20 protein-coding genes and 1 pseudogene are annotated in these 20,186 nt (G+C 71.4%); 12 read left to right on the top strand and 9 right to left on the bottom strand.

Annotated features, from left to right (window positions below):
- Nucleotides 1-91: 91 nt before the first annotated feature.
- The 11 genes from ACIRJT_RS28700 (at nucleotide 92) to ACIRJT_RS28650 (ending at nucleotide 10,380) form a co-directional block, all read left to right on the top strand.
- The gene (locus ACIRJT_RS28700) at nucleotides 92-1,789 is read left to right on the top strand and encodes a nitrite/sulfite reductase (RefSeq protein ID WP_403914556.1); all 1,698 of its coding nucleotides are present in this window, start codon (nucleotides 92-94) and stop codon (nucleotides 1,787-1,789) included.
- The gene (locus ACIRJT_RS28695) at nucleotides 1,786-1,965 is read left to right on the top strand and encodes a hypothetical protein (RefSeq protein WP_403914553.1); all 180 of its coding nucleotides are present in this window, start codon (nucleotides 1,786-1,788) and stop codon (nucleotides 1,963-1,965) included. Before ACIRJT_RS28700 ends, ACIRJT_RS28695 begins: the two co-directional genes overlap by 4 nt.
- Nucleotides 1,962-2,678: a phosphoadenylyl-sulfate reductase gene (locus ACIRJT_RS28690; RefSeq protein WP_403914550.1), complete on the top strand. Its 717-nt coding sequence runs from the start codon at nucleotides 1,962-1,964 to the stop codon at nucleotides 2,676-2,678. The genes ACIRJT_RS28695 and ACIRJT_RS28690 overlap by 4 nt, the downstream gene beginning before the upstream one ends.
- 23 nt (nucleotides 2,679-2,701) lie before the next feature.
- Nucleotides 2,702-3,247, top strand: a complete 546-nt coding sequence (cysC, locus tag ACIRJT_RS28685) for an adenylyl-sulfate kinase (RefSeq protein ID WP_403914547.1) — start codon at nucleotides 2,702-2,704, stop codon at nucleotides 3,245-3,247.
- Nucleotides 3,244-4,179, top strand: a complete 936-nt coding sequence (gene cysD / locus ACIRJT_RS28680) for a sulfate adenylyltransferase subunit CysD (RefSeq protein ID WP_403914544.1) — start codon at nucleotides 3,244-3,246, stop codon at nucleotides 4,177-4,179. The genes cysC and cysD overlap by 4 nt, the downstream gene beginning before the upstream one ends.
- A gap of 1 nt (nucleotide 4,180) precedes the next feature.
- Nucleotides 4,181-5,524: a sulfate adenylyltransferase subunit 1 gene (locus ACIRJT_RS28675; protein ID WP_403914542.1), complete on the top strand. Its 1,344-nt coding sequence runs from the start codon at nucleotides 4,181-4,183 to the stop codon at nucleotides 5,522-5,524.
- A gap of 232 nt (nucleotides 5,525-5,756) precedes the next feature.
- Complete coding sequence (locus ACIRJT_RS28670) at nucleotides 5,757-6,872, top strand: aliphatic sulfonate ABC transporter substrate-binding protein (protein WP_403914539.1); 1,116 nt, start codon at nucleotides 5,757-5,759, stop codon at nucleotides 6,870-6,872.
- A 48-nt stretch (nucleotides 6,873-6,920) separates the two neighbouring features.
- Nucleotides 6,921-7,712, top strand: coding sequence for an ABC transporter ATP-binding protein (locus ACIRJT_RS28665; RefSeq protein WP_069756437.1), 792 nt, complete (start codon nucleotides 6,921-6,923; stop codon nucleotides 7,710-7,712).
- Nucleotides 7,699-8,625: an ABC transporter permease gene (locus ACIRJT_RS28660; RefSeq protein WP_403914536.1), complete on the top strand. Its 927-nt coding sequence runs from the start codon at nucleotides 7,699-7,701 to the stop codon at nucleotides 8,623-8,625. The genes ACIRJT_RS28665 and ACIRJT_RS28660 overlap by 14 nt, the downstream gene beginning before the upstream one ends.
- A gap of 8 nt (nucleotides 8,626-8,633) precedes the next feature.
- Nucleotides 8,634-9,386: a sirohydrochlorin chelatase gene (locus tag ACIRJT_RS28655; protein WP_403914533.1), complete on the top strand. Its 753-nt coding sequence runs from the start codon at nucleotides 8,634-8,636 to the stop codon at nucleotides 9,384-9,386.
- A gap of 109 nt (nucleotides 9,387-9,495) precedes the next feature.
- Nucleotides 9,496-10,380, top strand: a complete 885-nt coding sequence (locus ACIRJT_RS28650) for a class I SAM-dependent methyltransferase (RefSeq protein WP_403914530.1) — start codon at nucleotides 9,496-9,498, stop codon at nucleotides 10,378-10,380.
- Here the strand turns inward: ACIRJT_RS28650 and ACIRJT_RS28645 are convergent.
- From ACIRJT_RS28645 to ACIRJT_RS28605, 9 genes and pseudogenes are all read right to left on the bottom strand, one after another.
- Complete coding sequence (locus ACIRJT_RS28645; RefSeq protein WP_403914528.1) at nucleotides 10,371-10,988, bottom strand: DsbA family protein; 618 nt, start codon at nucleotides 10,986-10,988, stop codon at nucleotides 10,371-10,373. The genes ACIRJT_RS28650 and ACIRJT_RS28645 overlap by 10 nt on opposite strands.
- Nucleotides 10,989-10,997: 9 nt before the next feature.
- On the bottom strand, nucleotides 10,998-11,249 hold the full coding sequence (locus tag ACIRJT_RS28640) for a hypothetical protein (protein ID WP_403914526.1): 252 nt from the start codon (nucleotides 11,247-11,249) through the stop codon (nucleotides 10,998-11,000).
- A gap of 475 nt (nucleotides 11,250-11,724) precedes the next feature.
- A complete protein-coding gene (locus ACIRJT_RS28635) occupies nucleotides 11,725-12,132 on the bottom strand; it encodes a DUF4440 domain-containing protein (RefSeq protein ID WP_403914523.1) in 408 nt (135 codons plus the stop codon).
- The gene (locus tag ACIRJT_RS28630; protein WP_403914520.1) at nucleotides 12,125-12,673 is read right to left on the bottom strand and encodes a DUF1697 domain-containing protein; all 549 of its coding nucleotides are present in this window, start codon (nucleotides 12,671-12,673) and stop codon (nucleotides 12,125-12,127) included. The genes ACIRJT_RS28635 and ACIRJT_RS28630 overlap by 8 nt, the downstream gene beginning before the upstream one ends.
- Before the next feature lie 182 nt (nucleotides 12,674-12,855).
- Nucleotides 12,856-14,058: a S8 family serine peptidase gene (locus tag ACIRJT_RS28625; RefSeq protein WP_403914518.1), complete on the bottom strand. Its 1,203-nt coding sequence runs from the start codon at nucleotides 14,056-14,058 to the stop codon at nucleotides 12,856-12,858.
- Between the two features lie 566 nt (nucleotides 14,059-14,624).
- Nucleotides 14,625-15,891, bottom strand: a pseudogene (gene mgt, locus ACIRJT_RS28620) (macrolide-inactivating glycosyltransferase).
- Nucleotides 15,881-17,179, bottom strand: a complete 1,299-nt coding sequence (locus ACIRJT_RS28615) for an ABC transporter substrate-binding protein (RefSeq protein WP_403914515.1) — start codon at nucleotides 17,177-17,179, stop codon at nucleotides 15,881-15,883. The pseudogene mgt and the gene ACIRJT_RS28615 overlap by 11 nt, the downstream one beginning before the upstream one ends.
- Nucleotides 17,179-18,063 carry a carbohydrate ABC transporter permease gene (locus tag ACIRJT_RS28610; protein WP_403914512.1) on the bottom strand — a complete coding sequence of 295 codons (885 nt, stop codon included), beginning with the start codon at nucleotides 18,061-18,063 and terminating at the stop codon, nucleotides 17,179-17,181. The genes ACIRJT_RS28615 and ACIRJT_RS28610 overlap by 1 nt, the downstream gene beginning before the upstream one ends.
- A complete protein-coding gene (locus ACIRJT_RS28605; protein WP_403914509.1) occupies nucleotides 18,060-19,091 on the bottom strand; it encodes a carbohydrate ABC transporter permease in 1,032 nt (343 codons plus the stop codon). Before ACIRJT_RS28605 ends, ACIRJT_RS28610 begins: the two co-directional genes overlap by 4 nt.
- 142 nt (nucleotides 19,092-19,233) lie before the next feature.
- Between ACIRJT_RS28605 and ACIRJT_RS28600 the strand changes: the two genes are divergently transcribed.
- Nucleotides 19,234-20,100 (top strand): phosphotransferase enzyme family protein, encoded by an 867-nt coding sequence (locus tag ACIRJT_RS28600; RefSeq protein WP_403914507.1) that lies wholly within the window; start codon nucleotides 19,234-19,236, stop codon nucleotides 20,098-20,100.
- Nucleotides 20,101-20,186 lie beyond the last annotated feature (86 nt).

Here is a 20,186-nt window from a genome sequence, read left to right as displayed (position 1 = left end):
CTTCCCTCTGAACCGCCCTGCGCACCGCCGCGCCTCAGCGCGAGTGTGCCGCTCAGAGCCGCCCTCCCGCAGTCCCGAAGGACGTATTGTCATGGCCGCTACCCCGGAACAGCCTGCGACCACCACGCCCCGCCGCAAGGCCGGACGCCACCGTGGCGAGGGTCAGTGGGCCGTGGGCCACCACACCCCCCTGAACGGGAACGAGCAGTTCAAGAAGGACGACGACGGTCTCAACGTACGGACACGTATTGAGACGATCTACTCCAAGCGCGGCTTCGACTCCATCGACCCGAACGACCTGCGCGGACGTATGCGCTGGTGGGGGCTGTACACCCAGCGCAAGCCGGGCATCGACGGCGGCAAGACGGCCGTGCTGGAGCCGGAGGAGCTGGACGACGAGTACTTCATGCTGCGGGTCCGCATCGACGGCGGCCGCCTGACCACGCAGCAGCTGCGGGTGATCGGGGAGATCTCCCAGGAGTTCGCGCGGGGGACCGCCGACCTCACCGACCGGCAGAACGTGCAGTACCACTGGATCCGCATCGAGGACGTGCCGGAGATCTGGCGGCGGCTCGAAGAGGTGGGCCTGTCCACCACCGAGGCCTGTGGTGACACCCCCCGCGTGATCCTCGGCTCCCCCGTCGCGGGCATCGCCGAGAACGAGATCATCGACGGCACGCCGGCGATCGACGAGATCCAGCGGCGGTTCATCGGCAACCCCGACTTCTCCAACCTGCCCCGCAAGTTCAAGTCGGCGGTCTCGGGCTCCCCTCAGCTGGACGTGGCGCACGAGATCAACGACATCGCCTTCGTCGGCGTGAACCACCCGGAGCACGGACCCGGCTTCGACCTCTGGGTCGGCGGCGGCCTCTCCACCAACCCGAAGCTCGGGGTGCGGCTCGGCGCCTGGGTGCCGCTGGACGAGGTGCCCGACGTGTACGGCGGCGTCATCTCGATCTTCCGTGACTACGGCTACCGGCGGCTGCGCACCCGCGCCCGCCTGAAGTTCCTGGTCGCGGACTGGGGCCCGGAGAAGTTCCGCCAGATCCTTCAGGACGAGTACCTGAAGCGCGAGCTGGTCGACGGGCCCGCGCCCGAGCAGCCCGCCCAGACCTGGCGCGACCACCTCGGGGTGCACCGGCAGAAGGACGGCCGCTTCTACGTCGGCTTCGCCGCGCGGGTCGGCCGGGTCGACGGTTCCACGCTCACCAAGATCGCGGAGCTGGCCGACGCGCACGGCTCCGGCCGGGTGCGGACCACCGCCGAGCAGAAGATGATCGTGCTCGACGTGGCCGAGGAGCAGGTGGAGTCCCTGGTCGCCGGTCTGGAGGCGCTCGACCTGCGGGTCACCCCCTCCCCGTTCCGGCGCGGCACGATGGCCTGCACCGGCATCGAGTTCTGCAAGCTGGCGATCGTCGAGACGAAGGCACGCGGCGCCTCCCTGATCGACGAACTGGAGCGCCGCATCCCGGAGTTCGACCACCCGATCACCATCAACATCAACGGCTGCCCGAACGCCTGCGCCCGTATCCAGGTCGCGGACATCGGTCTCAAGGGCCAGTTGATGCTGGACGAGAGCGGCAACCAGGTCGAGGGCTACCAGGTGCACCTCGGCGGGGCGCTCGGCCTGGAGGCCGGGTTCGGCCGCAAGGTCCGGGGCCTGAAGGTCACCTCGGCCGAACTTCCCGACTACGTCGAGCGGGTGCTCGGGCGTTTCCAGGAGGAGCGCGAGGACGGCGAGCGCTTCGCGACCTGGGCGGCCCGGGCCAGTACGGAGTCGCTGTCATGAGCGAGCGAGCCGCCCCGTTCTACTGCCCCTACTGCGGCGACGAGGACCTGCGCCCCAACGAGACCGGTCACGGCGCCTGGGAATGCGCTTCCTGCAACCGTGCGTTCCAGCTGAAGTTCCTGGGTCTGCTGGCCCGGGGCGTCCAGCGCAACGACGGTGAGGGAGACGGGATATGACGGACACTCTGCTGATCGGACAGCTCAGCGACGAGGATCTGCGGGATCTGGCCGAGGAGGCCGGGCGGGAGCTGGAGGACGCCTCCGCCACCGAGATCCTGAAGTGGGCGACCGGCACCTTCGGGCCGCGCTTCTGCGTCACCTCCTCGATGGAGGACGCCGTGGTCGCGCATCTGGCGTCCCGGGTGATGCCGGGCGTGGACGTGGTCTTCCTGGACACCGGCTACCACTTCCCGGAGACCATCGGGACCCGGGACGCGGTGGACGCGGTGATGGACGTCAACGTCATCACGATCACCCCCCGGCGGACCGTGGCCGAACAGGACGCCGAGCACGGCGAGAAGCTGCACGACCGCGACCCCGACCTGTGCTGCGCGCTGCGCAAGGTGAAGCCGTTGGAGGACGGTCTGACCGCGTACGCCGCGTGGGCGACGGGCCTGCGCCGCGACGAGTCGCCGACCCGGGCGAACACCCCGGTCGTCGGCTGGGACGCCAAGCGCCGCAAGGTGAAGGTCTCCCCCATCGCCCGCTGGACCCAGGACGACGTGGACGCCTACGTCGCCGAGCACGGGGTGCTCACCAACCCGCTGCTGATGGACGGTTACACCTCCGTCGGCTGCGCGCCCTGCACCCGCCGGGTGCTGGAGGGCGAAGACGCACGGGCCGGCCGCTGGGCCGGACGGGGCAAGACCGAATGCGGGCTGCACGGCTGATGACGACTGATCAGGAGACTTCGATGAGCGTGACGGAGACGGGAGCCACGATCTGGCTGACCGGTCTGCCGAGCGCGGGCAAGACCACCATCGCGTACGAGCTGGCGGGCCGGCTGCGGACCGAGGGACACCGGGTGGAGGTGCTCGACGGCGACGAGATCCGCGAGTTCCTCTCCGCGGGCCTCGGCTTCTCCCGCGAGGACCGCCACACCAACGTGGCCCGGATCGGCTTCGTCGCCGAACTGCTCGCCGCCAACGGCGTGAAGGTGCTGGTCCCCGTCATCGCCCCGTTCGCCGACAGCCGCGAGGCCGTCCGCAAGCGGCACGCCACCGAGTCCACCACGTATCTGGAGGTGCACGTCGCGACCCCCGTCGAGGTGTGCTCCGTACGGGATGTGAAGGGGCTGTACGCCAGGCAGGCGGCCGGCGAGATCAGTGGTCTCACCGGGGTCGACGACCCCTACGAGGCGCCCGAATCGCCCGACCTGCGGATCGAGTCGCACCAGCAGACCGTGCAGGAGTCCGCAGCGGCGCTCCACGCGCTGCTCACCGAGAGGGGCCTGGCGTGAGCACCGTCGCCACCGTGCCGGAAGGCACCGTCAACCCGTACGCGCTCAGCCACCTGGACTCCCTGGAGTCGGAGGCGGTCCACATCTTCCGCGAGGTGGCGGGTGAGTTCGAGCGGCCGGTGATCCTGTTCTCCGGCGGCAAGGACTCCATCGTGATGCTGCACCTGGCGCTCAAGGCGTTCGCGCCCGCGCCGGTGCCGTTCACGCTGCTGCACGTGGACACCGGGCACAACTTCCCCGAGGTCCTGGAGTACCGCGACCGCACGGTGAAGAAGCACGGGCTGCGGCTGCACGTCGCCTCCGTGCAGGAGTACATCGACGCCGGGAAGCTCCGCGAGCGCCCCGACGGCACCCGCAACCCGCTCCAGACGGTCCCGCTGACCGAGGCGATCCAGCAGCACCGCTTCGACGCGGTGTTCGGCGGCGGGCGGCGCGACGAGGAGAAGGCGCGCGCCAAGGAGCGGGTCTTCTCGCTGCGCGACGAGTTCTCGCAGTGGGACCCGCGCCGCCAGCGGCCCGAGCTGTGGCAGCTGTACAACGGCCGGCACGCCCCGGGCGAGCACGTGCGGGTCTTCCCGATCTCCAACTGGACCGAGCTGGACGTCTGGCAGTACATCGAGCGCGAGGGCATCGAGCTGCCGGAGATCTACTTCGCCCACGAGCGCGAGGTCTTCGACCGCAACGGCATGTGGCTGACGGCCGGTCACTGGGGCGGGCCGAAGGAGCACGAGGCCGTCGAGACCCGGCTGGTGCGCTACCGCACGGTCGGCGACATGTCCTGCACCGGCGCCGTCGACTCCGACGCCACCACGCTGGACGCCGTGATCACCGAGATCGCCGCCTCCCGGCTCACCGAGCGGGGCGCGACCCGCGCCGACGACAAGATGTCCGAGGCCGCGATGGAAGACCGCAAGCGCGAGGGGTATTTCTAAGATGACCACACACCTCGAATCGGGTGCGCAGTTGAGCGCCACCACCCTGCTGCGCTTCGCCACCGCCGGGTCGGTCGACGACGGCAAGTCCACCCTCGTGGGTCGCCTGCTGCACGACTCCAAGTCGATCCTCACCGACCAGCTGGAGGCCGTCGAGCAGGCCTCGCTGAACCGCGGCCAGGAAGCGCCGGACCTGGCGCTGCTGACCGACGGGCTGCGTGCCGAGCGCGAGCAGGGCATCACCATCGACGTCGCCTACCGCTACTTCGCCACCGCCCGCCGCCGGTTCATCCTCGCCGACACCCCGGGCCATGTGCAGTACACCCGCAACATGGTGACCGGGGCGTCCACGGCGGAGCTGGCCGTGGTCCTGGTCGACGCCCGCAACGGGGTCGTCGAGCAGACCCGCCGGCACGCCGCCGTCGCCGCGCTGCTGCGGGTGCCGCACGTGGTGCTGGCCGTCAACAAGATGGACCTGGTCGACTACGCGGAGCCCGTGTTCGCCGCGATAGCCGAGGAGTTCACCGCGTACGCCGCCTCGCTCGGCGTCCCGGAGATCACCGCGATCCCGATCTCGGCGCTGGCCGGGGACAACGTGGTGGAGCCGTCCGCGCACATGGACTGGTACGGCGGGCCGACCGTCCTGGAGCACCTGGAGACGGTGCCGGTCAGCCACGACCTCACCGCCTGCCACGCGCGCTTCCCCGTGCAGTACGTGATCCGCCCGCAGAGCGCCGAGCACCCCGACTACCGGGGGTACGCCGGTCAGATCGCGGCCGGGGTGTTCCGGGTCGGCGAGGCCGTCTCCGTACTCCCCTCGGGGCGCACCACCACGATCACGGGCATCGACGCGCTCGGGGAGAGCGTCGACATCGCCTGGGCCCCGCAGTCGGTGACGCTCCGGCTGGCCGACGACATCGACATCTCGCGCGGTGACCTGATCGCCCCGGCCGACGACTCCCCCGCCGTCACCCAGGACGTGGAGGCGACCGTCTGCCACGTCGCCGACCAGCCGCTCTCGGTAGGTCAGCGGGTACTGATCAAGCACACCACCCGTACGGTCAAGGCGATCGTCAAGGACATCCCCTCCCGGCTCACCCTGGACGACCTCTCCCAGCACCCGGCCCCCGGGCAGCTGGTCGCCAACGACATCGGGCGGGTCGTCGTGCGCACCGCCGAACCGCTCGCGCTCGACGCGTACGAGGACTCCCGGCGCACCGGCTCGTTCCTCCTGATCGACCCGGCGGACGGTACGACGCTGAGCGCCGGCATGGTGGGCGCCGCGTTCGCCGCGGCGGCCGAAGCCGTCGTGGCGGCCGACGACGACGCCGAGTGGGACTTCTGATGGCCACCGACTTCTTCTCCTCCTTCGCGAAGGAGGGCGGCCGGGTGGGCAGCGGCGCCCTCGGCAGCGGCCAGGGCGGGGTCGGGCGATGTGCGTGATGACGTACGCGCACCGCTCGCGCGCCCTGGACCCCCCGCACCCGTACCGCCGAAGACCTACCGACCTCCCGGCCACACCCCCCTGACCCAGACAGCGGGACGTGAGCGCCGGGCCAACGAGAGGAAAGCCTCCCGTGCCTGCCCCCCGTTCCACCGTTCGCCGCTCCATCGCCGCCGTCGCGGCGCTGCCGCTGCTCGCCCTGGCGGCCACCGCCTGCGGCTACGGCTCCGAGGCCAAGGACGACGACGCCAAGAAGGCGAACGTCTCCGCCGGCGGGAAGAAGCTCTCCACGGACACCGTGAAGATCGGCTACTTCCCGAACCTCACGCACGCCACCGCCCTGGTCGGTATCCAGGAAGGCACCATCCAGAAGGAACTGGGCGGCACCCAGGTCGAGTCCACGACCTTCAACGCGGGCCCCTCGGAGATCGAGGCGCTGAACGCCGGGTCCATCGACATCGGCTTCATCGGCCCCTCCCCCTCCATCAACGGCTTCAGCAAGTCCCAGGGCAAGGGGCTGCGGATCATCTCCGGTTCGGCCTCCGGCGGGGTGAAGCTGGTCGTCAACCCGGACAAGATCAAGACCCTGGACGACCTCAAGGGCAAGAAGATCGCCACCCCGCAGCTCGGCAACACCCAGGACGTGGCCTTCCTCAACTGGATCTCCGAGAAGGGCTGGAAGGTCGACGCCCAGAGTGGCAAGGGCGACGTCTCGGTGGTCCGCTCGGACAACAAGGTGACGCCCGACGCCTACAAGTCCGGTGACCTGGACGGCGCCTGGGTGCCCGAGCCGACCGCCTCCAAGCTGGTGTCCGAGGGCGCGAAGGTACTCCTCGACGAGAAGGACCTGTGGCCGGACAAGAAGTTCGTGATCACGAACATCATCGTGTCGCAGAAGTTCCTCGACGAGCACCCGGACGTGGTCGAGGCGGTACTGAAGGGTTCGGTCGCCACCAACAAGTGGATCAACGCCAACCCCGAAGAGGCGAAGGCGTCCGCCAACAAGGCGCTGGAGAGCCTGAGCGGCAAGCCGCTGCCCAAGGAGATCCTCGACCCGGCCTGGGAGTCCATCGAGATCACCGACGACCCGCTGGCCGACACGCTCAAGACGCAGGCCGGGTACTCGGTGAAGTCCGGCCTGCTCAAGGAGCCGAACCTCCAGGGCATCTACGACCTGGGCCCGCTGAACAAGATCCTCAAGGCCGAGGGCCGGCCCGAGGTCGCCGACGCCGGTCTCGGCGTCAAGTAACCCCGCCCATCCGTACCAGGACGTAAGGATCCCCAGGAGGTGACGACCATGGCGACCACCACCCTCACCAAGGCCGAGGACCGTACGACGGTCGAGCACGCCGCCCGTCTCGCGCACGTCTCGAAGTCCTTCGCCGGACCCACCGGTCAGCAGCTCGTCCTGGACGACATCACGCTCGATGTCGCTCCGGGCGAGTTCGTCACCCTCCTGGGAGCCTCCGGGTGCGGAAAGTCGACGCTGCTCAACCTGGTGGCCGGACTCGACCGCCCGTCCAAGGGGTCCATCGAGACCCCCGGCGGGCGGCCGGCCCTGATGTTCCAGGAGCACGCCCTCTTCCCGTGGCTGACCGCGGGCAAGAACATCGAACTGGCCCTGCGGCTGCGCGGGGTGCCCAAGGCCGCGCGCCGCACCGAGGCGGAGCGGCTGCTCGAACTCGTCCGCCTCGGCGGGGCGTACGGCAAGCGGGTGCACGAGCTGTCCGGTGGTATGCGGCAACGTGTCGCGATGGCCCGCGCCCTCGCCCAGGACAGTCAACTGCTGTTGATGGACGAGCCGTTCGCGGCGCTCGACGCCATCACCCGCGATGTGCTGCACGACGAGCTGACCCGGATCTGGCGAGAGACGAACGCCTCGGTCCTCTTCGTCACGCACAACGTGCGCGAGGCCGTACGGCTCGCGCAGCGCGTCGTGCTGCTCTCGTCCCGGCCCGGCCGGATCGCCCGGGAGTGGACGGTCGACATCGAGCAGCCGCGCCGTATCGAGGACACCGCCGTGGCGGAGCTGTCCGTCGAGATCACCGAAGAACTGCGTGGGGAGATCCGCCGACATGGCCAGCACTGACATCACGTCGAGCCGGAAGCGGCCGGACGGGGCGGCCGGACCGGCCGACGCGAAGCCCGACGATCTGGCGGGCCTGGAGGCCGGGCTCGACGCCCTGGACGCCGTGCAGATCAACCGCACCCCGGTGCGCGAGGTCCTGCTGCGCAAGGTGCTGCCGCCGGTCGTGGCGGTGGCGCTCGTCCTGGTGATCTGGGAACTGCTGGTCCGCGCCCAGGTCACGGAGGTCTACAAGCTGCCGCCGCCGTCCGCGGTGTGGGACAGCGCACGGGAGATGTGGCTGGCGGGCACGCTGCTGGAGGTCGTCTGGACCAGCGTCTCGCGCGGTCTGCTCGGCTTCCTGCTCGCGGTCGCCATCGGTACGCCGCTGGGGCTGCTGGTCGCCCGGGTGAAGCTGATCCGGGCCGCGATCGGCCCGATCCTGTCCGGGCTCCAGTCGCTGCCGTCGGTGGCGTGGGTGGCCCCGGCGGTGATCTGGCTCGGGCTCAACGACCAGATGATGTTCGCGGTGATCCTGCTGGGCGCGGTGCCCTCGATCGCCAACGGGCTGGTCTCCGGCGTCGACCAGGTGCCGCCGCTGTTCCTCCGGGCGGGCCGCACGCTGGGCGCGACCGGGCTGCGCGGGACCTGGCACATCGTGCTCCCGGCGGCGCTGCCCGGCTATCTGGCGGGCCTCAAGCAGGGCTGGGCGTTCTCCTGGCGCTCACTGATGGCCGCCGAGATCATCGCGTCCTCCCCCGAACTGGGCCTGGGGCTTGGGCAGTTGCTGGAGAACGGCCGCAGCAACTTCGACATGCCCGGGATCTTCCTCTCGATCCTGCTCATCCTGTTCGTCGGCATCGCGATCGACCTGCTCATCTTCAGTCCGCTGGAGCGGTGGGTCCTGCGCAGCCGCGGTCTCCTCGTCAAGAACTGAGCCCTCCCATGACGCACCCCACTCTCCTCGTCATCGCCCACGGCAGCCGCGATCCGCGGCACGCCGCGACCGTGCACGCGCTCACCGAGCGGGTCCGGGCCGAGCGGCCGGGGCTGCGTGTGGAGACCGCGTATCTGGAGTTCAACGCCCCCTCCGTGCCCCGGGTGCTGGAACGCCTGGCCGGGGAGGGGGCGGACGAGGTCGTCGCCCTTCCGCTGCTGCTCACCCGGGCGTTCCACGCCAAGACCGACATCCCCTCGGTCCTGCGCGAGGCCCGCGCCCGGCTGCCCCGGCTGAACATCCGCCAGGCCGACGTGCTCGGCCCGTCCCCGCTGCTGAACGCCACGCTCGGGCGGCGGCTGCGGGAGGCCGGGATCCGTCCCGGCGACATCCCCCGGACCGGGCTCGTCCTGGCCTCGGCGGGATCCACAGACCCGGAGGCGATCGCAGTGATCGCTGAAATCGCGCGGGAGCTGCGGCACACCGGTTGGTGCGCCGTGCGGCCTGCGTTCGCCTCCGCACTCCTTCCGCGCACCGAGGAGGCGGTGCGTTCCCTGCGCGCCGAGGGCGTGGAGCGGGTGGCGGTGGCCCCGTACGTCATCGCGCCCGGCCGGCTCCCCGACCGCATCGCGGCCGGGGCCGAGGCGGCCGGCGCGGACGTGCTCGCCGATGTGCTGGGCGCGGCACCGGAGTTGGCGCGGCTGCTGCTGGACCGGTACGACGAGGCGCGGGTGACGGTGGGGGCGTCGCTGTCGGCGTGAGGGCCGGGGCGGAGAGTCACACGGTGCACCCGGGAAACCGGGGGCGCCTGCGCCCGCGTGTCTCCTGTCATCGGTCGGGACCGACCTGTCGCGTATCGCCGAGGACTCCGTGAACCACTCCGATCTCCCCGCCAAGGTCCCCTCGCTGGCGGCCGGCATGGCAGCCGCCGATCACAGCCCGGCCGACCAGCTCGTCCAGACACGCCACCGGGCCGCGCTCGTGGCGAGCTGGGACATCACGCCCGGCTCGACGGTCCTGGAACTGGGCTGCGGCCAGGGCGACATGACCGCAGTCCTCGCCGAGGCGGTCGGGCCCGAAGGACGCGTGGTGGCCGTCGACGTGGCCGACCCCTCCTACGGGTCACCGGTCACGCTCGGGGAATCGGCGGACCGGCTCGTGTCGGGCCCGCTCGGGGCCCGCATCGACTTCCGTTTCGGCACCGACGTCCTCGACCCCTCGGTCGACTTTCCCGACAGTGCTTTCGACCATGTGGTGCTCGCGCACTGCTCCTGGTACTTCGCCTCGGTGGGGCAACTGCGGGACACCCTCGCCCGGGTACGCCGGTGGGCGCGGCGGCTGTGGTTCACCGAGTGGGACCTGACGCCCACGTCCGGCGACCAGCTGGCGCACCTCCTCTCCGTGCTGATCCAGGGGCAGATCGAGGCCGCGGGGTCGCGTGGCCCGGGCAACGTCCGCACGCCCTTCTCCCGTGAGGAGTTGCTGCGGATCCTGCCGGAGACCGGCTGGGCGGCCGAAGGCGGCGGGCCGGTCGACACCGAAGGTCTTCAGGACGGCGACTGGGAGGTCGCCGCCTGTCTCGACCTGGTCGCAACGGCGGAGCGTCTGGCGTCGCTGCCCGAGCCGGTGCGCCGGCTCGTCCTCAGCCAGGCCGACGTCCTCCGGGCCCTGGCCGTGCCGCGCGGCAATCGTCCGCTCGCCGCGTACGCGGTCACCGCGCGCCGACCTGCGCCCCACCCGGCGGATCAGTCGTAGGACAGCCCGCCGGACCGGGCGCGCTTCAGCTCGAAGAAGCCCGGGTGGTTGGCGAGGACCCGGAAGCTGTCGAAGAGTTCGGCTGCCTCCGCGCCACGCGGGATCGCGTTGAGGACCGGGCCGAACCAGACCGTGCCGTCGACGTGGATCGTCGGCGTGCCCACGTACGCGCCCTGCTCCGGATCCTTGCCCGCGTCGTGGCCGCGGGCCACCTCCTCGTCGTACGCCGTGGAGTGCGCCGCTTCCGCCAGCTCGGCCGGCAGGCCGAGTGCGGCGAGCGAGGCGACGATCACGGCGTCGAAGTCCTCGTCCTTGTGCTGGTGGATGCGGGTGCCGAGCGCGGTGTAGAGGTCCCGCAGGACCCCGTCGCCGTGGGTGGCGGCCGCGGCGACCGCCACCCGGGCCGGTCCGATCGACTTGTCGACGAGCTCGCGGTACCAGTCGGGCAGGTCGTTGCCCTCGTTGTGCAGGTAGAGGCTCATGGGGCGGAAGCGCAGGTCGATGTCCCGGTGCCGCTCCACCTCCAGCATCCAGCGGGAGGCGATCCAGGCGAACGGGCAGGCGGGGTCGAAGAAGAAGTCGACGGTGGTGCGGTCTTTGGTGCTCATGGGCCCAGCCTAGGAAGCGATGGGCCTGGGGGCCCGGGCCAATCCGACCCGGGTGCCGTGGGCCATTCGCGGCTGTTCCGGCCGCTCAGGCGAGGGTCCTGCCCGGCTCCTCCGGCTCCGGGGTGTGGTGTGGACGACGGCGAGGACCACCAGCCAGACCGCCGGCGCACCGCCGTCGGGGAGGACCACGGCGCCCTCGACGATCAGCCCGATGAGCACGGTCGTCGTCACCAGCCGCAACCGCCTGAGCGGCCTGGACACCACGCTCGACATCCCCGTCGAGCTGCTGGAACCCGAGGCCGCCGTCGAGCTGCTGGTGCGCGTGGCCGGACGCGGGAGCGACGCTGCGCCCTCCGGCGCCCTGGCCGAGCCGGCCCGCCTGTGCGGCTACCTCCCACTGGCCCTGCGCCCCGTGGGCGCCATCCTCGCCGACCTCGACGCCGGGACGCCGGTGCGGGGCATGCGCTCGGCGAACCGGCCGCTCGAACAGCTGGCCGAGGAAGGCCGCGGCCCATCTGGACGACGCCCTGAACCTGCACCGTGCGGCCAACGACCGCACGGGACAGGCCCGGACCCACGCGGAGCTGGCAGCCCTGGCCCGCGTCCGCGGGGACGACGTCGCGGCCCGTCGCCACGAGACCGCCGCCGCTTCGCTGTTCGGGCGGGGCGACGGCACGTAGCGCCGCGGCCGACCGGCACACCCGGCGCCCCGGTGCGTCCGGCCTCCTCGGAAGGCTCAGATCTCGGCGAGGGGGCCGGCGAGCGGGTCGTCGAGGGGATCGTCGTCGAACGGGGTCGCCTGGTGGAAGTAGAGCCGCCAGCCCTCCGGCGTCAACCGCCACAGGGAACTGCGGTGCGAGCGGATTCCCCTGGACTCCGTGTCGAAGGTGAGATGTACGAGGTCGGCGCAGAGCTGCGCCCCCCGCATCCGGGAGGCGGTGAGCGGGCCGGGACGCGGGGCGTCGTCCGCGGTGAGCGAGGCGATGATCGTCTCCCGGGTCCAGAGCCGGCCGCTGGTGCCGATCTCCCGGAACTCGGGGTGCAGCAGCGACGCGAGAAGCTCGGCGGAGGCCCGTACCACCGGGTCCAGCAGGCGCAGTTCGCCCTCGATCGCCGCCGCCAGGGCGGGCGAGGGCTCAGCCACGGGTCAGCTCCACGAGCTTCGCCACGGTGTTCCAGTTGCGGCTGGTGGCGGTGAGGCCCTTGACGTGCCGGGGGCGCCCCAGCGCGACCGCCAGCCTGGAGCGGCCGAGCCCGTCGGGGGCGTAGAGGTACAGGCAGCGGTCGCCGAGCCGGAACTCCTCCGGCAGGAAGTCCTCCGCCGCCAGGTCCGCGAAGCGGTCCGCGTCCACGGGCCGGTCGAAGAAGGTGACGTGGAGCTGCCTGCCCTCCAGCTCGGCGGCGGGGAAGGGGCACGCCGCGGCGACGGCGGCGAGATAGCCGGCGTCGCGGACGAGGCAGTCGACGGCGAATCCGAACTGCCGGTGCAGGGCCTGCTCCAGGGCGGCTGCCAGCGCGTCCTCGTCGTCGCTGTCGCTCCGGAAGACGGCGTTGCCGCTCTGCAGGTGGGTGGCGATGCCGGTGTGCCCCAGTTCGGTGAGCACGGTGCGCAGTTCGGGCATCGGGACCCTCTTGCTGCCGCTCACGTTGATCCCCCGCAGCAGCGCCGCGTACGTCGTCGTCATGGCCACCCACCTTAGGCCCTGACGCGCGGATCGGGCCGGATTGGGGGCGGGCGCGACGGGTCTCCCCGGGAAACGGCGCAGCCGCCGCGCCCCGTGGGGGAGAGCGCGGCGGCTGCTGTGCGCGGGGGCCGGGCGGCCGGGGCGTGACCCCTGCCGCCCGGCGTCCGGTCGGAACCGGGGTCCTACTCGACGACCTTGAGGAGCTTGTTGGCCGTGCCCTCGGTGGCGTTGCTGATGGCGTCCGGGGTGGCTCCCTCGGTGAGCGCCGTGGCGACGGCCTCCGGGGTGGCGTCCTGGTTGCCCGCCAGGTAGACGGCGGCCGCGCCGACGACGTGCGGGGTGGCCATGGACGTACCGGAGATGGTGTTGGTGCCGGTGTCGCTGTCGTTCCAGGTGGACGTGATGTCCGAGCCCGGGGCGTAGATGTCCACGACCGGACCGTAGTTGGAGAAGTCCGACTGCTCGTCGGCCTCCGTGGACGAGGCGACGGTGATCGCCTCGGGGACGCGGGAGGGCGAGCCCTGCCCGGCGTCGCTGGACTCGTTGCCGGCGGCCACGCCGAAGGTGATGCCCGCGGCGATGGCCTTCTGGACGGCCTCGTCGAGGGCCGGGTCGGCACCGCCGCCGAGGCTCATGTTGGCGACGGACGGGCCCTTGGCGTTGGCGGCGACCCAGTCGATCCCGGCGATGACCTGCTCGGTGGTGCCCGAGCCGTTGTCGTCCAGGACGCGGACGGCCACGATGTCCGCCTTCTTGGCGACGCCGTGCGCGGCCCCGGCTATGGTGCCCGCCACGTGGGTGCCGTGCCCGTTGCCGTCGTCGGCGTCGTCGTCGTTGTCGACGGCGTCGAAGCCCGAGGTGGCCCGGCCCTCGAAGTCCTCGTGGGTGACGCGGACACCGGTGTCGATGACGTACGCGGTGACGCCCTCGCCGCCGGTGTCCGGGTAGGTGTAGGCGTTGTCGCCCGCGGTCTCGGTCTGGTCGATCCGGTCCAGACCCCACGACGGCGGGTTGTCCTGGGTGGCGTCGATGCTGAACTTCTTGTTCTGCACCACCTTGGCGACGGCCGGGTCGGCGGCGAGGCGCCCCGCCTCGGCCTCCGAAAGGCCGCTGGCGGAGAAGCCGTTGATGCTGGAGGAGTAGTTGCGCTTGAGCTTGCCGCCGTACTCCTTCGCGAGCTCGGACTTGTCGGCCTTCTTCTCGTCCAGCATCACGATGTAGCTGCCGGACACCGCGGTCGCGGCGTCCGCGCCGTAGACCGTGCCCATGGGAGCCGGTGCGGCTCCGGCGTACGAGGTGCCGAGAAGGGTGACTCCGGCGGCGGCCGCCACGGCGGTGATCGCGGCGGTCAGCTTGATGCGACGGGTGCGCTGGTGCTTGGCCATGAAGAGGGGTCTCCTCGTCAAACTCTGTGGGGGGATTGGCCCTCGGCCGGAAGATCTCCGGGGGCTGGCTCGAAACCCTGACCGATTGACGAGCACAGATCAAGACCTTCATGAGGGTGTGACTTGCTCAACAAGGTTGCGTAATAAGAAATCGGCCACGGCTGGTCACAACGGCCACGGAGAGCGGTCGGGCGTCCGGCTCGCCCGGATCGACCGGTCGCGAGCCACCCCACCAAGGCGCTCCGCCGCGCATATCGCCTGCTCAGAGCCGCACATGAAACATCGGACGCGCATCGCCCGGCCACCGCGGTGGCGTCGCCGATGCCCGTGGGACAGGAGTGACCGCACGTGAAGACACGTGAAGGTCCGTGAAGGTGTGCGCGGGAGGGGTGAACACCCGGCCCCTGGTGTGAAATCGCGAGGGCGTGCGTGCAGATGCGCCGACCGGACCCGGCGCGACAGCGGCTTCACCGAGCCGAAACACGGACGTCCCGCCCCGGATAACCGCTGGTCGCGGCGGACGGGGCGGGACGGGACACGTCCGGATAGCGCTCAGGCGGTTCCGCTCAGCGCGACAGCTCGGCCTCGATGAGGTCGGCGGCCCGCGAGGTGCCGCCCTCCCGCGCCATCCGCTCGCTCAGCCGGCCGCACCGGGCGGCCACTTCGGGGTCGTCCACCAGGGCGAGCACGGCCTCGCGCAGGCTCGCGGCATCGGCCTCGTCCATCGGGAGGTGCCGGGCCACGCCCAGCGACTGGAGCATGTCCGCGTTGCCGAACTGGTCGACGGCCTGGGGAACGGCGACCATCGGGGTGCCGGTGGCGAGCCCCTCCTGGCTCCCGCCCGCGCCGGCGTGGGTGATGAAGGCGTCGGCCTGCTTGAGGACGGCCAGTTGCGGCACCCAGGTGCGGACCTCCACATGGCCCGGTACGTCTCCGAGTTCGGCGGGGTCGACGTGCGCGCCGATCTGGAGCACCACATGCCAGCCGGGCAGGCCGCGGAAGGCCTCGACGCACTCCCGGTAGAAGGCGGGCTGCTTGGTGAAGGAGGAGCCCAGCGACACCAGGAGCACCTTCTCCGCCCCGGCCGGCCGGACCCACTCCCCCTGGTCCGCACGGTCGCCCTGACAGGCCCCGACGAACGTGTACATCTCGCGGTTCACCCGGTCCGCGTTCGGCTGGAGGGCCTCGGGGATCAGCACGATGCCGAAGCGCGGGCGGGCCACGAAGTCGTCGCTGGGGACATGGCCGAGGCCGTTCTCGGCGAGCCAGTCGTCGAAGCGCGCGTAGTACGCCTTGCCGCGCTCGGTCCGCTTCAGCTCGGCGGTCATCGGCTCACCGACCTCCTGCTCGTACCCCTCCCAGGGGACCAGGTTGGGCCACAGGGAGACGGCGGGGACGCCCCAGCGGTGGGCGAGGACCCGGGCGGGATAGGAGGTGATGTCGTGCAGGACGAGGTCGGGTTCGTCGCCCGCGAAGGCCTCGGCGAGCTGCGGGAGCGCCTGGAGCGCGTCATCGAGGAAGGGTTCGATGTTGTCGATCAGCTCGGTGCCCCAGGCATCGGGGTCGTCGTCGGTCGGCAGGGTCGAGGTGTAGATCACCGGCCGGGCGCCGGTGGCGGCGACCTTCTCGGCGAAGGAGGCCGGGACGGCGTAACTGACGCGGTGTCCACGGTCGACCAGTTCGCGGATGACGTCGAGGCTCGGGTTCACATGTCCGTGGGCGGCGATGGAGAACATGGCGATGTGGGCACGCGGGGATTCCGTCATGCCGCACACCGTAGACGAGACGAGACGTCTCGTGCAACCTCTCTTCCTGGTCGGGATCAGCGCTGATAGCGGGCCAGCACCCGGTTTCCGTCGTCCACCAGCCGTTTTCGCAGCTCGTCGGTGTCGATCGCGCCGCTGTAGTACTCCTGGAGCGCGGGGGTCGCCACCTTGTCCTTCCATTCCGGGTAGCCGCGCACCGACTGGGCGGGCGCCGGCCGCAGCCCCTGCGCGAGGGCGGTGCCGACGGCCCAGCCGTGCTCGGCCGTGCTCAACGACGGGTCGGCCAGGGCCTCCGTACCGGTGGGCAGCATCCAGTCGCCCCGGGCGAGGCGCACCATGTTCGAAGGGCGCAGCAGGAAGTCGATGAACGCGACGGCCTCCTCCTTGTGCGGACTCTCCTCGGCGACCGACAGCGTCTGCGGGCTCACGCCCTGGACGGAGCCGCCCGCGCCCGCGGGCATCGGCAGCACCGTCCAGCCGAACCCCTCGGGAGCCTGCTGGATGATCTGCTGACGGTAGGAGAAGCCGAGCGGGAGCATCGCGTACTTGCCGCCGAAGAACCCGGGCAGCGCGTCCGACCCGCCCATGCCCAGTGCGCTGCGGGCCGCGCTGCCGTCGGTGTTGACCTGGTCGCGGATGGTGCCGGCCACCACGCCGTCGCCGTCCTCGAAGCGCAGGACCGCCTTGCCGTCCTCGTCGCGGTGGAAGAGCTGCCCACCGCCGGACAGGCCCAGGTTGAGGGTGACGGAGACCGGCTCCTTCAGCGGCCAGGCGACCCCGTACCGCCCCTCGCCCGTCAGCTCGTCGGTGACCTCGCGGAACTCCTCCCAGCTCCAGGGGTGCTCCGAGGTCGGGACGCGCGCGCCCGAGGCCTTCAGCAGCTTCGTGTTGGCGATCAGGACGCGGGGCTCCTGGAGGAAGGGCACCCCGTGGACGCCCTCACCGAACGTGGTGGTGCGCCAGGACTGTTCGGGGATGTCGGCCTTGAGCCGGTCGGGGAGGAGGGGGCGCAGGTCGGCGAGGTAGCCCCCGTACGCGAAGTCGGCCAGGTCGTCGGAGGCGTCGTGGATGACGTCGGGGGCCTCACCGCCCTCGAAGGAGGTGAGCAGCTGGTCGTGGACGCTGTCCCAGCTGCCCTGGACGTAGTCCACCTGGACCTCGGGGTGGGCCGCGTTCCACTCCCTCACCAGCTGCTTGTTGGCATCGACGGACTCCTTCTGCCAGGCCAGCGACTGGAACCGGAGCCGGACCGTGCCGTCCGCGTCCCGCCCGTCGTCGCCGTCGCCCGAACAGCCGGTGAGCAGCAGGGCAAGTGCGGCGACGGCGACCGCCGCCCGCCGGGCCGCGCCGCGCATCAGTTCTTCACCGCCCCGGCCGTCATCCCGCCCGTGATCCGCCGCTGGATGAGGGCGAAGAGGACGAGGGAGGGGAGCGTGGCGAGGAAGGCGGCCGCGGCGAGCGGACCGAGGTCGGCCACACCCTCCGCGCCGAGGAAGTGGGTGAGGACGACCGGCAAGGTCTGCTTCTCCGGGGTCTTGAGCAGGACGAGCGCGAAGAAGAACTCGTTCCATGCGGTGATGAACGCGAACAGCGCCGTGGCGACGATCCCGGGGGCGAGCAACGGCGCCACGACCGAGACGAGCGTCCGCACCCGGCCCGCCCCGTCGACGGCGGCGGCCTCCTCCAGCTCGGTCGGCACGGCCCGTACGTAGCCGGCGAGCATCCACAGCGCGAAGGGCAGCGACCAGACGACGTAGACCATGACCAGCCCCCACAGGGTGTTGATCAGGTGCAGGTTCTTCAGGATCAGGAAGAGCGGGATGATCACCAGGACGAACGGGAACGCCTGGCTGACCACCACCCAGCCCGTCGCGGCGGTGGCGAGGCGGCCCCGGTGGCGGGCCATCACATAGGCCATCGGGGTGGCGATCACGACGGCGATCACGGCCGCGCCGAGGGCGGCGATCAGGGAGTTGGCCGCGGCCTGGAGCAGCGGCTGCTCGTCGAAGGCCTGCCGGAAGTTGTCCAGGGTGGGCTGCTCGGGGATCCAAGTGGGGTGCAGCGAGCCCAGTTCGCGGGCGGGCTTGAAAGCGGTCGAGATCAGCCACACGAACGGGAACGCGAGGAAGACCAGGTACGCCAGGAGCGCCAGGTACTGAGCGGCCCGCGCGGGCCTGCCGGTGCGCAGCCCGGTCGACTCCCGCCCTGCCCGTGCCGGCCCCGCCGTTCGTCGCCTCATCGGTCCTCGCCTCCCCTGAGCCGGCCGACGAGGTAGAGGGCGAGGAGCACGGAGATCACCGCGACCATCACACAGCCCATCGCCGCGGCGTAGCCGAACTGCCCGTAGCGGAAGGCCTCCTCGTAGGCGAAGAGCATCGGCAGCCTCGTCCGGCCGCCGGGTCCGCCGCTGGTCAGGACATAGACCAGGGCGAAGGAGTTGAAGTTCCAGATCAGGTTGAGCGCGGAGATCGCGAGCGCGATCGGTTTCAGGGCGGGCCAGGTGACGGTACGGAAACGGCGCCACGCGCCCGCTCCGTCCAGGGCGGCCGCCTCGTGGAGTTCGCGCGGGGTGTTCTGGAGTCCGGCGAGGAGGGCCACGGTGGTCTGGGGCATGCCCGCCCAGATGCCGACGAGGATCACGGCGGGCAGCGCGGTGGCGAGGCCGGTCAGCCAGTCCCGGCCGTCACCGAGTCCGAGGTCGCGGACGGTCTCGTTGAGGATCCCGGCGTCCGGGTTGTAGACGAGCCGCCACATGATGCCGACGACGACCTCGGGCATCGCCCAGGGGATGATCGCCAGCGCCCGGGCCAGCCAGCGCATCCGCAGGTTCTGGTTGAGCAGCAGGGCGAGTCCGAGTGCCAGCAGGAACTGCGGGACGGTGACGCCCACGGCCCAGAGCAGGCCGATCCGGAACGAGTCCCAGAACAGGGTGTCGTGCAGCAGGTCCTGGAAGTTCAGGGCGCCGATCCACTGGGTGGAGCGGGTGCGGCCGGACTGCGCGTCGGTGAAGGCGAGAGCGATGCCGTAGAGGAGCGGTCCGACGCTGAGGATCAGGATCGGGATGAGCGCGGGCAGCACCAGGAACCAGGCGGCCCGGTCCCCGAACGCCTTGCGTTCCGGACGGCCCGGCCGCCCCGGACGGCCGGAGCCCCCCGCACGTCCGCCCCGCCCGCCCTGCCCGTCGCGTCCGCCCTGTCCGTCCGGCCTGTCGCGCCCGCTGTGCGGGCCGTCCGGTCCGGGCCGCTTCGCCGCGGTCACCGATGTCACGAAGAAGACCCCTCTGTCCTGTATCTCACTGATGCACCTGAGATGGACTTCATCCCGTTCCGGCTGCCGTGGAGGCCTCCGTCATCGTGCTGACGGGTCATCGGTTCGTCAAGGTGGCCTGCGGGGATGCAAAATCGCACCCATGGACGAGATGCGAGCGCGCGAGGTGCTGACGGCCGCCGGTTTCCCCGGTACGGCGGAGCTGCTCGCGCTGGGGGAGAACGCGGTCTTCGCGGCAGGCGACCTGGTGATCAAGGTCGGCCGGGACGCCACCGGCCACCCCGAGCTGCGCGAGCGGGCGGAGCGGGAGACGGCCCTCGCCGACTGGCTCGCCGCGTCCGGCGTCCCGGCCGTCCGCGCGGCCGAGCGCGGGCCCCGCCTGGTCGAGGGCCACCCCGTGACGCTGTGGCACCGGCTGCCCGACCCCGTACGCCCCGCCGAGCCGCGCGACCTCGCACCGCTGCTCTCCCTGGTGCACGCGCTGCCCGCCCCGGTCGGCCTCACCCTGCCGCGCCGCGAGCTGCTGGGCGGCGTGGAGCGCTGGCTGAGCCTGGCGGGAGAGGCGATCGACCCGGCGGACGCCGACTACCTCCGCGAGCGCCGCGACGGCTTCGCGGCCGCGGCCGCCGCGCTCGTTCCGCATCTGCCGCCGGGACCGATCCACGGCGACGCGCTCCCGCGCAACGTCCATGTCGGGCCCGACGGCCCGGTCCTGGTCGACCTGGAGACGTTCTCCGCCGACCTGCGCGAACACGACCTGGTCGTCCTCGCCCTCTCCCGCGACCGCTACGGCCTCGACCCCGCGGCGTACGACGCCTTCACGTCCGCGTACGGCTGGGACGTCCGCGAGTGGGAGGGGTGCGCGGTGCTGCGCGGTGCCCGGGAGACGGCCAGCTGCGCCTGGGTCTCCCAGCACGCCCCGGCCAACCCGAAGGCGCTCGCCGAATTCCGCCGCCGGGTGGCGTCGCTGCGCGAGGGCGACGCGGCGGTTCGGTGGTATCCGTTCTAGTCTTCTGAGTCAGGAATTCTGTTCAGATATGAGGCGAGGCGTTCGAGGATCTCGTCCGCGGTCTTGGTCCAGACGTAGGGCTTGGG

The organism is Streptomyces sp. NPDC102283 (assembly GCF_044766265.1).
Taxonomy (GTDB): domain Bacteria; phylum Actinomycetota; class Actinomycetes; order Streptomycetales; family Streptomycetaceae; genus Streptomyces.
Note: the sequence above shows the minus strand (reverse complement) of the source record. Positions and strands in the feature narration are given on the sequence as shown.